General features: G+C 68.3%; 18 protein-coding genes. 10 read left to right on the top strand and 8 right to left on the bottom strand.

Going from position 1 to position 14664, the window contains the following annotated elements:
* Together RMO04_RS07580 and selD are read right to left on the bottom strand one after the other, a co-directional pair.
* On the bottom strand, positions 1-706 hold a 706-nt coding region (locus RMO04_RS07580), incomplete at its 3' end, for a 1-acyl-sn-glycerol-3-phosphate acyltransferase (RefSeq protein ID WP_309644175.1).
* A 41-nt stretch (positions 707-747) separates the two neighbouring features.
* Positions 748-1794 carry a selenide, water dikinase SelD gene (gene selD / locus RMO04_RS07575; RefSeq protein WP_309644174.1) on the bottom strand — a complete coding sequence of 349 codons (1047 nt, stop codon included), beginning with the start codon at positions 1792-1794 and terminating at the stop codon, positions 748-750.
* A gap of 65 nt (positions 1795-1859) precedes the next feature.
* Here selD and mnmH point away from each other — a divergent pair, with 65 nt between their 5' ends.
* The gene (gene mnmH / locus RMO04_RS07570) at positions 1860-3002 is read left to right on the top strand and encodes a tRNA 2-selenouridine(34) synthase MnmH (protein WP_309644173.1); all 1143 of its coding nucleotides are present in this window, start codon (positions 1860-1862) and stop codon (positions 3000-3002) included.
* A 26-nt stretch (positions 3003-3028) separates the two neighbouring features.
* Entirely contained in the window at positions 3029-3673 is a 645-nt protein-coding gene (locus tag RMO04_RS07565) for a hypothetical protein (RefSeq protein ID WP_309644172.1), read from the top strand.
* Here RMO04_RS07565 and RMO04_RS07560 read toward each other — a convergent pair.
* The gene (locus tag RMO04_RS07560; protein WP_309644171.1) at positions 3664-3948 is read right to left on the bottom strand and encodes a hypothetical protein; all 285 of its coding nucleotides are present in this window, start codon (positions 3946-3948) and stop codon (positions 3664-3666) included. The two genes, RMO04_RS07565 and RMO04_RS07560, sit on opposite strands and share 10 nt — an antisense overlap.
* A gap of 95 nt (positions 3949-4043) precedes the next feature.
* Between RMO04_RS07560 and zapE the strand changes: the two genes are divergently transcribed.
* Entirely contained in the window at positions 4044-5159 is a 1116-nt protein-coding gene (zapE, locus tag RMO04_RS07555) for a cell division protein ZapE (RefSeq protein WP_309644170.1), read from the top strand.
* A gap of 3 nt (positions 5160-5162) precedes the next feature.
* Here the strand turns inward: zapE and RMO04_RS07550 are convergent, their stop codons facing one another.
* The 5 genes from RMO04_RS07550 to RMO04_RS07530 all read right to left on the bottom strand — a co-directional run bounded on the left by RMO04_RS07550 (position 5163) and on the right by RMO04_RS07530 (position 8590).
* The gene (locus tag RMO04_RS07550) at positions 5163-5636 is read right to left on the bottom strand and encodes a hypothetical protein (protein ID WP_309644169.1); all 474 of its coding nucleotides are present in this window, start codon (positions 5634-5636) and stop codon (positions 5163-5165) included.
* 26 nt (positions 5637-5662) lie between these two features.
* Positions 5663-6373, bottom strand: a complete 711-nt coding sequence (locus tag RMO04_RS07545) for a hypothetical protein (protein WP_309644168.1) — start codon at positions 6371-6373, stop codon at positions 5663-5665.
* A 64-nt stretch (positions 6374-6437) separates the two neighbouring features.
* Entirely contained in the window at positions 6438-7112 is a 675-nt protein-coding gene (locus tag RMO04_RS07540; protein ID WP_309644167.1) for a hypothetical protein, read from the bottom strand.
* 136 nt (positions 7113-7248) lie between these two features.
* On the bottom strand, positions 7249-7602 hold the full coding sequence (locus tag RMO04_RS07535; RefSeq protein WP_309644166.1) for a helix-turn-helix transcriptional regulator: 354 nt from the start codon (positions 7600-7602) through the stop codon (positions 7249-7251).
* Between the two features lie 103 nt (positions 7603-7705).
* Positions 7706-8590, bottom strand: coding sequence for a LysR substrate-binding domain-containing protein (locus tag RMO04_RS07530; RefSeq protein WP_309644165.1), 885 nt, complete (start codon positions 8588-8590; stop codon positions 7706-7708).
* A gap of 182 nt (positions 8591-8772) precedes the next feature.
* On the opposite strand from RMO04_RS07530, the gene sdhC reads away from it, so the two are divergent.
* The 7 genes from sdhC to RMO04_RS07495 all read left to right on the top strand — a co-directional run.
* Positions 8773-9171, top strand: coding sequence for a succinate dehydrogenase, cytochrome b556 subunit (gene sdhC / locus RMO04_RS07525; RefSeq protein WP_309644164.1), 399 nt, complete (start codon positions 8773-8775; stop codon positions 9169-9171).
* A complete protein-coding gene (gene sdhD / locus RMO04_RS07520) occupies positions 9171-9563 on the top strand; it encodes a succinate dehydrogenase, hydrophobic membrane anchor protein (protein ID WP_309644163.1) in 393 nt (130 codons plus the stop codon). Before sdhC ends, sdhD begins: the two co-directional genes overlap by 1 nt.
* A 4-nt stretch (positions 9564-9567) precedes the next feature.
* The gene (sdhA, locus tag RMO04_RS07515) at positions 9568-11355 is read left to right on the top strand and encodes a succinate dehydrogenase flavoprotein subunit (RefSeq protein WP_309644162.1); all 1788 of its coding nucleotides are present in this window, start codon (positions 9568-9570) and stop codon (positions 11353-11355) included.
* A 62-nt stretch (positions 11356-11417) separates the two neighbouring features.
* The gene (locus tag RMO04_RS07510) at positions 11418-12200 is read left to right on the top strand and encodes a succinate dehydrogenase iron-sulfur subunit (protein ID WP_309644161.1); all 783 of its coding nucleotides are present in this window, start codon (positions 11418-11420) and stop codon (positions 12198-12200) included.
* Between the two features lie 80 nt (positions 12201-12280).
* Positions 12281-13510: an FAD-dependent oxidoreductase gene (locus tag RMO04_RS07505; RefSeq protein WP_309644160.1), complete on the top strand. Its 1230-nt coding sequence runs from the start codon at positions 12281-12283 to the stop codon at positions 13508-13510.
* A gap of 20 nt (positions 13511-13530) precedes the next feature.
* Positions 13531-13851: a 2Fe-2S iron-sulfur cluster-binding protein gene (locus tag RMO04_RS07500; RefSeq protein WP_309644159.1), complete on the top strand. Its 321-nt coding sequence runs from the start codon at positions 13531-13533 to the stop codon at positions 13849-13851.
* Positions 13852-13922: 71 nt separating this feature from the next.
* On the top strand, positions 13923-14664 hold a 742-nt coding region (locus RMO04_RS07495; protein WP_309644158.1), incomplete at its 3' end, for a class I SAM-dependent methyltransferase.

The raw sequence follows: 14664 nt of genomic DNA, 5'->3' as shown, positions 1-14664 counted from the left end.
TGTCGCGCAGCTCGCCGCTGAAGCGATTGAACAGATGGAACAGGGTGGAGGACGGCCCCGTCAGGCTCATCGGCGCCACCGGCGCCTCGTACTTGCGCGCCAGGGACAGGGCGCTGGTCATCCACTCGGGGTCCGACAGCTTTCCGTCGGGACCGCGCCGCGCCAGCCGTCCGGCCGGGAAGATCACCAGGGCGCGCTCCGCCTCCATGGCGTCGCGGGTCATCTGCAGGGTGACGCGGGTGCGTTCGCGAGTGCGCTTGGCCTCCACCCACTCCACGGGGATCAGCACCTCGTCGAAGTTGGGCGCCACGCGATGAGCGTCGGAATTGGCGTAGAAGCAGATGTCGGGCCGCACGCCCTTCAGCGCGTCGAACACCGCGATCCCATCGGCGATTCCGGTGGGATGGTTGCAGATCAGGATCACTCGGCCCTTGGCGGGGACATGGGCCAGACCGCGCGTCGTCACCCGCACGTCCAACAGGTCCGACACATAGTCCAGCGCGGCGCGGCCGGGCAGGGGCGCGATGGCTTCGGCCATCTGGCGGGCCTTGGCGTAGTCCAATAGGGCGTAGAGCAGCGGCCGCGCCAAGGGCCAGGCGGGGCCTCCCGACAGCCTGGGCGCGCGTTCGGCGATCAGGGTGTCGATGATGTGGTCGTGACGGTCGGCTGCGACCGGCACGGCGTCGGAGGTGGTCGCGACCGTCATGGGGGAATTGTGCCCTCCGCCGCGCGCTTACCGCAAGCGCATCAACCGACGACAGTCACCTGCGGCGATCCCGCCTTCAGGCGGCCGACCACGACGGCGCGGTCGAAGCCTCGGGCGCGAACCAGGTCCAGCACCGCCTCGGCGACCTCGGGCGCGACGGCGATCAGCAGGCCGCCGCTGGTCTGGGGATCGCACAGGATGTCGCGCCGCCAGTCGGGCAGGTCGCCCGGCAGGCGCACATCGTCGCCGTAGCTGACCCAATTGCGGCCCGAGGCGCCGGTCCGCACGCCCTCGCGCGCCAGCGCCTCGACGCCCGGGAGCAGGACGGGCGCATGGGCGTCGAGCTCGGCGGCGAGTCCCGCTCCCCGGCACATCTCCAGGGCATGGCCCAGCAGGCCGAAGCCGGTGACGTCGGTGAGCGCGCTGACCCCCGCCATGCCCGCCAGTTCGGCGCCCACGACGTTGAGCTGGGTGGTCGAGGCGATCAGGGCGGCGTAGCCCTCGGCGTCCAGCTTCTCCTGCTTGAACGCGGCGCTGAGAATCCCGACGCCCAGGCCCTTGGTCAGGATCAACACGTCGCCGGCTCGCGCCGCGGCGTTCTTCAGCAGCTTGTCGGGATGAACCAGGCCGAGCGCCACCAGGCCGTAGATCGGCTCGACGCTGTCGATGGAATGGCCGCCGGCCACGGGAACGCCCGCCGCGGCGCAGACCGAGGCGCCACCCTCCAGGATGGCCCGGATGGTGGCGGGGGCGAGCTTGTCGACCGGCATGCCGACGATGGCCAGGGCGAAGATCGGGGTGGCCCCCATGGCGTAGACGTCCGAGAGCGCGTTGGTCGCCGCGATGCGCCCGAACTCGAAGGGGTCGTCCACCACCGGCATGAAGAAGTCGGTGGTCGCCACCAGGGCCTGGCTGTCGTTCAGCCGCCAGACCGCCGCGTCGTCCGAGGTCTCGGTCCCGACCATGAGCTGGGGGAAGATCGCCGTGGCCGGCATCCCCGACAGGATGTCCTTCAGCACGCCCGGCGCCAGCTTGCAGCCGCAGCCGCCGCCGTGGGCCAGTGAGGTCAGGCGGATAGGATCGGTCATGGCGCTTGCGGTCCTTTGGCCAAGAGGCGAGATGGACGGGTTACAGCAGGCGGCGGAAAGAGGCGATGGCGCAGGACGAAACGCCCGTGGCGTCTGGCGGACAGGGGGCGGCGACCATCGGCGTCACCTCCGATGTCACCGCTGCGCAACTTGCGCGATTCGACACCATCATCGACGTCCGCAGCCCCGGCGAGTTCGCCGAGGACCACGTTCCCGGCGCGATCAACCTGCCGGTCCTGACCGACGCCGAGCGCGCGGAGGTCGGGACGATCTATGTACAGCAGTCGCGATTCCTGGCCCGTCGGATCGGCGCGGCCCATGTGGCGCGCAACATCGCCCGGCACTTGGAGGGTGTGCTCGCCGACCGGACGGGAGACTTCGCGCCCCTGGTCTATTGCTGGCGTGGCGGGCAGCGGTCGACAGCCATGGCCACCATTCTGTCCCAGGTCGGCTGGCGCACGACCCTGTTGGCGGGTGGGTATCGAACCTACCGCCGCGCGGTCCAGGCGCGGCTCTATGACGGCGCGGCGGCGCTGAACCTCATCCTACTGGACGGCCCAACCGGCTCGGCCAAGACCGAGATCCTGGGGCTGCTGGCCCGGCGGGGAATACAGGTCCTGGACCTGGAGGCCCTGGCCGGGCACCGCGGCTCGTTGTTCGGCGCCATCGCCGGCCAGCCTCAGCCCAGCCAGAAAATGTTCGAGAGCCGGTTGCTCGCGGCGCTCGACGGCCTCGATCCGACGCGGCCGATTGTGGTTGAGGCCGAGTCCAGCAAGATCGGCGACCGGATGACGCCGCCCCTGCTGTGGAAGGCCATGGCCGCGGCGCCAAGGATCGAAATCGCCGCGCCGCCGGTCGCCCGGGCAGACTATCTGGTGGCCGCCTATGGAGACATCGTCGCCGACCGCCCCCGACTTGAAGACGCCCTGAGCCGGTTGCCGGTCCATCCCAGCGCCAAGCGCCTGGCCGGATGGCGCTTCATGATCGAGGCCGGCGCCTTCGCTGACCTGGCCCTGGCCCTGATGGAGCTGCACTATGATCCGGCCTATGCCCGCTCGGCCCGCAAGGAAACGAGACCGCGAATCGACCTCATCGAACTGCCGAGCCTGGACGCCCCGACCCTATCGGCCGCCGCCGATCGCATCGCCGGCCTGATCGGCGGAAACGCGGAACAACTTGGCCGTGACCGCCTTCCGCCCATAACCTGATCGTCAGAGTCGCCTCGGAGCCGGACATGCAGCGCTTTCGCCTTTGGGGGACCCTGCTCCTCGTCGCCGTCGTGCTGGGCGGCGGCCTGTACGCCTGGTGGAATTTCGACCTGCGCTGGCGTCCCAAGACCATCACCAAGAACCAGGCCGAGATCACCAAGTTGCTGGAAAGCGCCGGCTGGGTGTCGCCGGGAAACACAGGGCCGAAGCTTTATATGGTCTCGTTCCGCACCTGTCCCGACTGCGTCCGCTTCAAGGAAGAGGAGTTCCCGGGCTTGCAGGCGGCCAAGGTCGACACCCGGGTGATCGAGATCGCCCGCCGCGACGCGAACGGGGTCGCCAAGTCCACGCCGGCCGAGCGTGCCACCGTCGCCGAACTATGGCTCAACCGCTCCTGGCCGCTGATGGAGCGCTGGGAGTCCGTGCCGGCCGAGGCCTGGACGGCGCCCGGCATCCCTCCCGCCGACGGCGACATGGCCCGCACCGCGGTGGTGGAGGCGGGGCGCAAGTTCGTCGACGACCTGGCCCCGCTGATGAAGGCGAACGGCGTCACCTTCGCCTATCCGCTGCTGGTCTGGTGGACGCCGGACGGCAAGATGAAGGCCTGCGCCTGCGAGAAGCGCGAGACCTACCGCTTTGTACGCAAGGAACTGGGCGCGGTTCAGCCGTAGGGCTTGCCCGAGACGATCTGCTTGCTGCGGCCCCTGGTCTTGGGGCCGTGCTCGCGGTCGACCGGCGACTTGTGTGGCCGGTCGGCGGCGAGGCCATCCTCCAGGTCGAAGAGGTCGCCATTGGCCGAGCCGGCGTCGAACGACCGGGCTTCGCCGTCCACTTGGTTCGCGTCGCGCTGCGCCTCGAGGTCGCGCTGGCCGACGCCGGCGCCCTGCTCGCGGGCGCGGTTGGCTTCCGGCGTGGTGGGCGAATAGCTCCGGGGGTCCTGGGGCATGGTCGGCTCCTGTTGGGGGGTACGGGGACTTCAACCCTTGAATCACCGGGCCTGTTCCCCTTGAGGCGACCGCGCGGGCGGGCTAGGCCCAATTGATGCCCTCCGCGCTTTCCGCTGAATACGACGCCCGACTGGCCAGGGGCGACATCCGCCCCGATCCGGCCCAGGCGCCGGGGATCGCGGCTCTATCGCGGCTGGAGGCCGCTCTCGTCGACGCCCAGCCCAGCGGCCTGACCGCCTTCTTCCGCAAGCCGGAGAGCCAGCGCGGAGTCTATCTCTGGGGACCGGTCGGGCGCGGCAAGTCCATGCTGATGGATCTGTTCTTCGAGACCGCGCCGGTGGAGAAGAAGCGCCGAACTCACTTCCACGTCTTCATGGGCGAGGTCCACCGGCTGATCGACGCTTGGCGCAAGGGCGATCCCGCCGCGCGCAAGGCGAGGTTTGGTCAGAGCAAGGGTGACGATCCGATCTCTCCGGTCGCCGATGTCGTGGCCTCAGAGGCCCGCCTGCTGTGCTTCGACGAGTTTCAGGTCACCGACATCGCCGACGCCATGATCCTGGGCCGACTGTTCGAGGCGCTCACGGAGCGCGGCGTCACCTGGGTCGCCACCTCCAACCGCGCGCCCGACGACCTCTACAAGGACGGCATCAACCGGCAGCTCTTCCTGCCGTTCATCGCCCTGCTGAAGGAACGGCTCGAAGTGGTCTCCGTCGCCGGACCACACGACTATCGCCTGGACCGCCTGCGGGCGGCGGGGACCTGGTTCTCGCCCAACGACCCCGACAACGAACGCAGCTTCATGGCCCTGTGGCGCGACATGTTGGGCGGCGAGGTCGAGATCGGCGAGACCCTGGAGATCCTGGGCCGCAAGGTGCACCTGCCGCACGCGTCGGGCGGCCTGGTCCGGGCCTCCTTCGCCAGCCTGTGCTCGGTCGCGCTGGGGCCGAACGACTACATCGCCATCGCCGCGCGCTTCCACACTGTGTTCCTGCAGGATGTCCCCCGCCTCACCGCCAACCGTCGGGAGGAGGCGCGCCGGTTCGTGATCCTTATCGACGCGCTCTACGAAGCCCGCGCCCGGCTGATCGTCCTGGCCGATGCGGATCCCGCGGCGCTCTATGTTCAGGGCGACGGCGCCTTCGAGTTCGAGCGCACGGCTTCGCGTCTACAGGAGATGCGCTCGGCCGACTGGCTGGCCGAGCGCGACTGAACCCTAGCGCCAGGTCGCGCCGCCGAAGAACCCCGTGGCGTCCTTTGGCTTCACCGCCGAGAGGCTGCAGTGATTGGCGTTGCCTGAGACCGGCGCTGGAATGAGGCGGGCTCCGCCCGGCAATCGCTTGGCGTCGATCATGCAATAGGCGGTGAAGGGCGGGGCCAGCCCGCCGATGGTGCTGGCATACGTTCCACCCGGCTGGCACTGCACGCTGGCGTCGGTCATGCGTCCGTTCTGGTCCACGTCCTCGCGGCTGAAGTCGCAGGTTCGGCCCGTCTTCTGGCCGGGCGCGGGGATGCCCGGCATCGACAGGCCGCGGATCACCACGCCGGTGGTGACGGGGACGACGCCGCCAACGAGGGCCTCGGCGACCGGCCCCGGGGCGGGCCGGACGGGCGCTTCCGGCGGGGCCGGGGCGCATCCGGAAAGAGCAGCTATCACTGTGATGACGGTGGGCGTTCTAAGGGGCGGCATGTGGCTTCCTTTCGCGACGTCGGGGGTCATTTTCTCTGGGGCATGTTGCGCGGCGGCGGTTGGCGAAGCAGGTCGGCCAGCGGCGCGCCGTCGGCGATGGCGGTGGCCCAGACCTTGTCGGCGTCCAGCCAGGGATCGGCGGCGGTCAGGTCATAGGTGACCGTCCGGGTCGCTGTGTTGGTCATGTCCACCAGCAGGCCCGGCCCGGCGCATTGCTCCACCCAGGCGCCCAGGTCGAAGACCGAGGTGGAGAACATCAGCAACAGGGATTGCAGCGGCGCGACCGTCACCTGGAGCGCGTTGGACAGGCCCATGGCGCAGGCGGGACGGCCGTCATAGCTCAGGCCGCAGCTCAGCGGATCGGTGATGGCGCTTTGGATGGACACCGCACCGCCGCCGCCGCCGCCGGCCACGACGCACTGCAGGGAAGCGCCCACCGTCATGACGTCGCCCAGGCGCGTGGGCGCAGAGGCGCCGACCACGATCGTCCGCTGGGCCGGATCGGTGATCCCGGCGGCGAGGGCGGTGCGCGAGACAAAGGCCTGGTAGACCTCTGTCCAGGCGAGGTTCTGGCTCTGGGACAACGCCGCATTGGCGTAGGTCACCAGCGGCCGGGCCGTCCGGTTGGAGGTCTGGAACATCGGCAGGGCATAGAGGCTGGCGCCGGCGTCAAGCAGGGTCTGCAGGGCGGCCGGCGTCAGGTTGACCGTGATCTGGTGGGTCTGCGGCGTGGGCATCGTTCGGGTCCGCTGGCGGATCCCAGACGGCCCCGGTTGGAGCCGCCTGGGTGCGCCGGTCGCGCTAGGACAGGGGCACGAAGAGGGCGTCCACCAGCTCCAGGTCCTCATCGTTCAGGGTGACCCAGCCGGCGGTGTTGGTGGTCCAGCCGGTGTCCTTGCGGAACGTCACCGTGCGGCTGAGGTTGTTGCCGTCCAGCTCCACGCTGCAGGAGGCGCTGATCGCCCGCTCTACCACGGTCCCCGTGTCGACCTGACGCGAGGACTCGAAGACCATCAGCACCTTCTCGTAGGGCATCATGGTCACCGACTCGCCGATCCCGCCCAGATCGAAGGCGCAGATCGGCGAGAGCTTGCTTTGGATGATCTGGCCCATGCCGCACATCCAGTCGCGTTTGCCGGTGTTGTGCACCGTGATGGCGCCCCCGACCCCTTTGTGGTCCACGCTCACCGTGCCGGAATCGGTCGCCGACAGGCGGTCGCCCAGGTTCATGGCGTCCGAGGACACGTTACTGACATTGACCCCGGGGACCGGCGCGCCGCCATCGCGGACGAAGCCGCCATAGTCTTCGGTCCAGCTGAAACTCAGCGAGTTGGAGAATTGGTTCTCGGAGAACCAGACAACGGGAAGTCCGGTCGAGCCGGTCCCGACGCTCTTGTAGACACGAAGACTCTTGTCGACCAGGAACGCCAAGGTATCCGGGTCGTTGAGATCGATAGTCACGGTATAGGTCGCCATGGACGTTCTCGCTGAATGCTGAATTCAGAAGCCGCGATTGACTTTCTGCACCCCTATGAAGCGCCGCCGGGAAAAGCTCGACAAGGTTGCATGTCTTGCTCGCAACGCAACTTGAGGTCGGATTTTTGCGCTGGGCTCAAGTCGGTCCGGCCGATGCGACATCGACGCCCTGCGCGACGGCCACCAGAGATGTGAGCAGATCGGTCGCCGCCGGCGGCAGGCTGCGCAGGCCGGCGATCAGCCGTCGTTCCGCATCGCTGGCCTCGGCGTCCTTGTGACCTTCGATCTCGCCGCGACCCAGGATCAGCCAGTCCATCGAGACGTCCAGCACCAGGCACAGGCGGCTGGCGTGGTCGAGCGACATGGGCCCGCCTCGCTTCCACCGGCTGATGGCGCTCTCGTCGACGTCCAGGTCGTGGGCCAGGCCGAGCATCTTCTGGTGATTGCGCCACCTTATGGCCTGCTGGAGGCGCTCGCCGCGATTCGACATGGAGCTGCTCCACGCAAGGAAGCGAGCGCCAAGGCGCCGCTTGTTCAAACTGGAGATGTGTAGCGGCAAAATACGACTAACGGAGGAGCCGGCCTCCCGGATCTCAGGGCGCCCTGAGGCTCTCGACCAGTTCGCGGGCGAAGGGGCGCAGTTCGTCCATGCCGCGGACGCAGATGGTGAGTTCCCGCAGCGCCCAGTCGTCGGTCAGGTCCACGACGCCCAGCGACATGGTGCGCACCGCCCGCGCCGCCGTGGTCTGGGGCACGATGCCGACGCCCACTCCGCACTCCACAAGCCGACAGACGGCGTCGAAGCTGCGGAGTTGGACGCGCAGGCGCAATGGCCGGCCCTCGCGCGCGGCCTTGCCGGCCAGGAACCGCTGCAGCGAGCTCGCCCGGTCCAGCCCCACGATGTCGCAGTCCAGGACGTCGGCGAACGAGACGTGGGGCCGCGTGGCGAAGGGGTGGTCGGCGCCGGTCACCACCACGAAGCGGTCCGAGCGGAACGGAAAGGTCTCCAGCCGGCCCACATCCACCGTGCCCGCCACGATCCCGATATCGCCCACGCCCTCGGCGATCAGTCCGACGATCTCGTCGCTGAGCCGCTCCTCCAGATTGACGCTGACCTGGGGGTGGCCGGCCAGGAAGGCGCTCAGCGCCTCGGGCAGGAATTCCGTCAGGGCGTTGGTGTTGGCCAGCAGCCGCACCTCGCCGGAGAAGCCGCCGGCATAGGCGCCCAGGTCCTCGCGCAGCAGGGCGCCCTGCGCCAGGATCGTGCGGGCGTGCTTCAGCAGGGTGAGGCCGGCTGGCGTCGGCGCCACCCCTTGGCGCGAGCGCGACAGCAGCGGCGCTCCCAGGGTCTGCTCCATGTTGCGGATCCGCGTCGAGGCCGCCGCCAGGGCCAGCGCGCTGCGTTCGGCGCCGCCGGTGATGGAGCCCGCGTCCACCACCTCGCAAAATAGCTTCAGATCGATGAGGTCGAACCGCATCCTTCGTCTCCCGCGAAGGGAACCTACAGGAAAGACGTATTGCGCCGTATCCAAATATGTCGAGACTTCGGATTTGGCGAAGGATCGGCCGCTTCGAACCGTCGCCGCGCCCGGCCTTCGTTGACAGCCCGGGGCGGCGGCTTAAAAGCGGACCCGCTTCTTCCTCTTCGGAAATCGGCCTCATGACAGACGCGCCTCGCGCCCGCCCGCTCTCGCCCCACACATCCATCTGGCGGTGGCATGTCACCATGGCGACCTCCATCGCCCATCGGGTCAGCGGCTGCGCGCTGTATGGCGGCGGCCTGATCCTGGCGGCCTGGGCCGTGTGCCTGGCCTCGGGGCCCGAGACCTACGGCGCCTTCCAGGCGCTGATGGGCTCGATCCTGGGCAAGATCGCGTTGTTCGGCCTGACCTTGTCGGCCTTCTTCCACCTGGCCAAGGGCGTGCAGCATCTGATCTGGGACGTGGGCTTCGGCTACAAGCCGCAGACAGCCAGCCTGGGCGCGGTGGTCGCCATCGCCTTCTCCATCGCCGCGACCCTGGCGATCTGGGGCATCGCCGCCATGACGGGAGCGCTTTGATGAGCAGCTATCGCACCCCCCTCGGCCGCGCCCGCGGCCTGGGCGCCGCCAAGCACGGCGTCGGCGAGTGGATTTCCGAGCGGGTCACCGCCGTGGCCTTGGTCCCGCTGACGATCTGGGCGGTGTTCGCCGTCCTTCGGCTGTCGGCCACCGACTATTACGGCGCCGTGGCCTGGCTCACCGGCTCACCGCTGAATCCGACGCTGATGGTCCTGCTGGTGGCTGTGAGCTTCCTGCACATGCACGGCGGCATGCGGGTGGTCATCGAGGACTACATCGAAAAGACCCTGACCAAGACCGGCCTGCTGCTGCTCAACCTCTTCGTCTGCGCGCTGGCGGGCACGCTGGCGGTGTTCTCCATCCTGAAGGTCGCGCTGGGAGGCGCTCTGTAATCCCATGGCGACTTATCAGTTCATCGACCACAAGTTCGACGTCGTCGTCGTGGGGGCCGGCGGCTCCGGCCTGCGCGCGGCACTAGGCTGCGCCGCGGCGGGCCTGAAGACGGCCTGCATCTCCAAGGTCTTCCCGACGCGGAGCCACACCGTGGCCGCCCAGGGCGGCATCTCGGCCAGCCTGGGCAACATGGGCGAGGATGACTGGCGCTGGCACATGTACGACACCGTCAAGGGGTCGGACTGGCTGGGCGACCAGGACGCCATCGAATACCTCTGCCGCAACGCGCCCGCCGCGGTCTACGAGCTGGAACACTGGGGGGTGCCGTTCTCGCGCACCGCCGACGGCAAGATCTATCAACGGGCTTTCGGCGGCATGACCCGCAACTATGGCGAGGCCCCGATCCAGCGCACCTGCGCGGCGGCCGACCGCACCGGTCACGCCATGCTCCACACGATGTACGGACAGGCCCTGTCCAAGGACACCGAGTTCTTCATCGAGTACTTCGCCCTGGACCTGATCATGGACGAGGGCGTCTGCCGGGGCGTCACCGCCTGGAAGCTGGACGACGGCACCTTGCACAGGTTCCAGGCTCAGCAGGTGATCCTGGCCACTGGCGGCTATGGCCGCGCCTATTTCTCGGCCACCAGCGCCCACACCTGCACCGGCGACGGCGGCGGCATGGCGCTGCGCGCCGGCCTGCCCCTGCAGGACATGGAGTTCGTGCAGTTCCACCCCACCGGCATCTATGGCGCCGGTTGCCTGATCACCGAGGGCGCCCGGGGCGAGGGCGGCTACCTGACCAATTCCGAGGGTGAGCGGTTCATGGAGCGCTATGCGCCCACCGTGAAGGACCTGGCGCCGCGCGACATGGTCAGCCGCGCCATGACCATCGAGATCCGCGAAGGCCGCGGGGTGGGTCCGAAGAAGGACCACATTTTCCTGCACCTGGATCACCTGGACCCGAAGATCCTGCACGAGCGCCTGCCCGGCATCTCGGAGAGCGCCAAGATCTTCGCCGGGGTCGACGTGACCAAGCAGCCGATCCCCGTCCTGCCGACCGTGCACTACAACATGGGCGGCATCCCCACGAACTTCTATTCCGAGGTGGTCACCCGGCTGGGCGACGATCCCGACAAGGTGGTTCCGGGCCTGATGGCGGTGGGCGAGGCGGCCTGCGTCTCGGTCCACGGCGCCAACCGCCTGGGCTCAAACTCGCTGATCGACCTGGTGGTGTTCGGCCGCTCGGCGGCCCTGCGCTGCGCCGACACCATCAAGGCCGGCGCGACCCAGGTCGAACTGAAGCCCGCCATGACCGACGGCCACCTGGCCCGCTTCGACAAGTTCCGTAACGCGTCCGGAAACACCTCCACCGCCGCCCTGCGGCTGGAGATGCAGAAGGCCATGCAGGACGACGCCGCGGTGTTCCGCACCACCGACAGCCTGGCCTCGGGGGTCAAGCGCCTGGAGGCGATCCACGCCAAGCGGCCCGACCTCAAGGTCTCCGACCGCGGCCTGATCTGGAACACCGACCTGGTCGAGACCCTGGAGTTCGACAATCTGGTCGGCCAGGCGATCACCACCGTGGCCGGCGCCTATAACCGCACCGAGAGCCGCGGCGCCCACGCCCACGAGGACTTCCCGGACCGCAACGACACGGAATGGATGAAGCACACGCTCACCTGGTTCGACGACGCCACGGGCAAGGTCGCCATCGACTATCGTCCGGTCCACAGCTTCACCATGACCAACGACATCGCCTACATCCCGCCCAAGGCGCGGGTCTACTAGGTCTTGGCGATGGCTTTCCTCCGCATCTCAATCCACGCGTCCCCGCTCAAGGTCAGCGCCTGATGGTCCAGCTCCGCCTTCCCAAGAACTCGCGCGTGCAGCGTGGCCAACATCACCCGGCTCCGGCCGGCGCGACCAAGGTCAAGACCTTCAAGGTCTATCGCTACGATCCCGAGGGGACCGAGAACCCGCGCTGGGACACCTATGACGTGGATGTCGACGCCTGTGGGCCGATGGTCCTGGACGTGCTGATCCACATCAAGAACACCGTCGACCCGACGCTGGCCTTCCGCCGCTCCTGCCGCGAAGGCGTCTGCGGCTCGTGCGCCATGAACATCGGCGGCCGCAACACGCTCGCCTGCACCCACGGCCACGCCGACGAGGCCGGCGCTCAGTGCCAGATCAGCCCGTTGCCCCACATGCCGGTGATCAAGGACCTGGTCCCCGACATGACCATGTTCTACGCCCAGTACGCCTCGATCGAGCCCTGGCTGCACACCACCACGCCCGAGCCGCAGACCGAGTGGCTGCAGACTCCGGAAGACCGTTCCAAGATCGACGGCCTCTATGAGTGCATCCTCTGCGCCTGCTGCTCGACCTCGTGCCCCAGCTACTGGTGGAACGGCGAAAAGTACCTGGGCCCGGCCGCCCTGCTGCAATCCTACCGCTGGCTGGTCGACAGCCGCGACGAGGCGACCGGCGACCGGCTGGACGACCTGGAAGACCCCTTCAAGCTCTATCGCTGCCACACGATCATGAACTGCGCCCAGGTCTGCCCCAAGGGTCTGAACCCCGCCAAGGCTATCGGCGAGATCAAGAAGATGCTGGTCGACCGCGTGGTCTGAGGCTTCTCTAGGCGCGGCTCGGCGATCCGAACGGTGTTTGGGAAGTTGACGCCACCGTCACTTTTCTGCATGGGGCTTCTATGAGCCAATTGGACGCACATGTGGTGATCCTGGGAGCCGGTCACGCGGGGGGCACCGCCGCGGCCCTCCTGCGCCAGTACGGCCACACCGGTCCCATCACCCTGGTGGGCGAGGAGCCGATCCCGCCCTATCAGCGGCCGCCGCTCAGCAAGGCCTGGCTGAAGGGCGAGGCCGACGCCGACTCCCTGGCCCTGAAGCCCCTGGAATTCTACGCCGAGCACGACATCGACTTCCGTCCCAACACCCGTGCGGTGAAGCTGGCGCGCGAGGCCAAGCAGGTCACCCTGTCGAGCGGCGACGTCGTGGCCTATGACTTCCTGATCATCGCCACGGGCGCACGGGCCATCAAGCTGCCGGTCGAGGGCGCGCATCTGGCGGGTCTGCTGGAACTGCGCACGGCGGCCGACGCCGAGATCTTGAAGGCCACCATCGGGCCGGGCAAGCGACTGGCGGTGGTGGGCGGCGGCTATATCGGGCTGGAGGCCGCGGCCTCCGGCCGGGCGCTGGGCGCCGAGGTCGTGGTGATCGAGCGTGAGGCCCGCCTGCTGGCCCGCGTCGCCTGCGAGGCGCTCTCGACCTTCTTCCTGGAGGTTCACAAGAAACATGAGGTGACCTTCGAACTGGGCGCCACGGTGGCGGGCTTCGAGGGCGCGAACGGCCATGTCACCGGGGTCAAGCTGGCCGATGGCCGGGTCATCGCGTGCGACGCCGCCCTGATCGGGGTCGGCGCCACGCCCAATGACGAGATCGCCCGCGACGCGGGCCTCGACACCGCGCGCGGGATCGTCGTCGACCTGGAGGCGCGGACCGCCGACAAGTCGATCTTCGCCATCGGCGACGTCGCCCATCGCCCCATGCCCATCTACGACCGCATGTTCCGCATGGAGAGCGTGCCCAACGCCCTGGAGCAGGCCAAGCAGGCCGCCGCCGCCATCGTCGGACGCGCGCCGCCGGCGGGCGAGGTGCCGTGGCAGTGGTCGGACCAGTACGACCTCAAGCTCCAGATCGCCGGCTACGCCTTCGACGTGGACCGCATCCTGCTGCGTGGCGATCCCGCCAGCGGCAAGTTCGCGGTCTTCCATCTGAAGGGCGACCAGGTCCAGTCGGTGGAGGCGATTAACTCGCCGCCCGAGTTCATGATGGGCAAGATGCTCATCGCAAACCGCAAGCCCGTCGACCTCGACAAGCTTGCGGACCCATCCGTTTCCATGAAAGAGGTCGCCGCATAAAACGCGGCGAAGGGGAGTAAATGGCCAAGATCACCTATGTCGAACACGACGGAACCGAGCACGTCATCGACGTCAAGACCGGCCTTACGGTGATGGAAGGCGCGGTGAAGAACAACATCCCGGGCATCGACGCCGACTGCGGCGGGGCCTGCGCCTGCGCCACCTGCCACGTCTATGTGGACGGCGAATGGCTCCCCAAGACCGGCTCGAAGTTGGCCATGGAGGACTCGATGCTGGACTTCGCCGAGAACGTCGAACCCAACAGCCGCCTGTCGTGCCAGATCAAGGTCTCCGACGAACTGGAAGGCCTGGTCGTGCGCATGCCCGAGAGCCAGCACTAGGCGCTCTTCGGCTATTGGGTTAGGTCCACCCCGGCCCGCGGAATCGGGTCGGGAACCTGTGGAGCACGCCCGTGACGGACGCCGGCCAGAGCCGCGATCTCGCCTTCGACGCGATCGATCCGCGCTACCTGGCCTTCATCCGCGACTATCTCGCCCGTCACGGCCTGGACGCCGACCGGTTCTGCCGGCCGCTGCCGGCCGACGACGAGATGTTCTTCAAGGCGATCCTGCCGAACTACGAGGGCGACGCCTCAATCTCCGCCTTCAAGTTCGTGGAGTCGACGCTCCGCCACTTCGACGCCTATCGCCAGATCGTCGACGGGGCGCTGGGCGGCTTTCCCAAGCTGGGCACGGTGTTGGACTTCGCCTCCGGCTGGGGGCGGCTCACCCGCGTGCTGGAGCAGAGACTGAAGCCCCGCCAGATTTTCGTCGGAGACATCTATCACGACGCCGTGGCGTGGCAGGAAAAGACCTTCGGCGTCACCGGCGTCTACTCCGCCCCTGACCCAGACGGCTTCAAGCATGGCGGCGTCCACGACCTGATCTTCGTCGGCTCGATGTTCTCCCACCTGCCGGACGGCCTGTTTCAGCGCTGGCTGGCCAAGCTGCACGGATTCCTGGGGCCGAAGGGCGTCCTGGCCTTCAGTGTCCACGACGAGGCGATCCTGCCTGCCGGCCAGGCGATGGACGCCAGTGGCCTGACCTATCTGCGCTTCAGCGAGAGCGGCTCGCTCGACCTCGAGATCTACGGCATGTCCTACGTCACCGAGGCCTATGTGGCCGATGGCCAGAAGGACCGCGCCACCCGCCTCG

The organism is Phenylobacterium sp., from assembly GCF_031412415.1.
GTDB lineage: Bacteria > Pseudomonadota > Alphaproteobacteria > Caulobacterales > Caulobacteraceae > Phenylobacterium.
The sequence above is the reverse complement of the archived record's forward strand: the minus strand, read 5'-3'. Positions and strand labels throughout refer to the sequence as shown.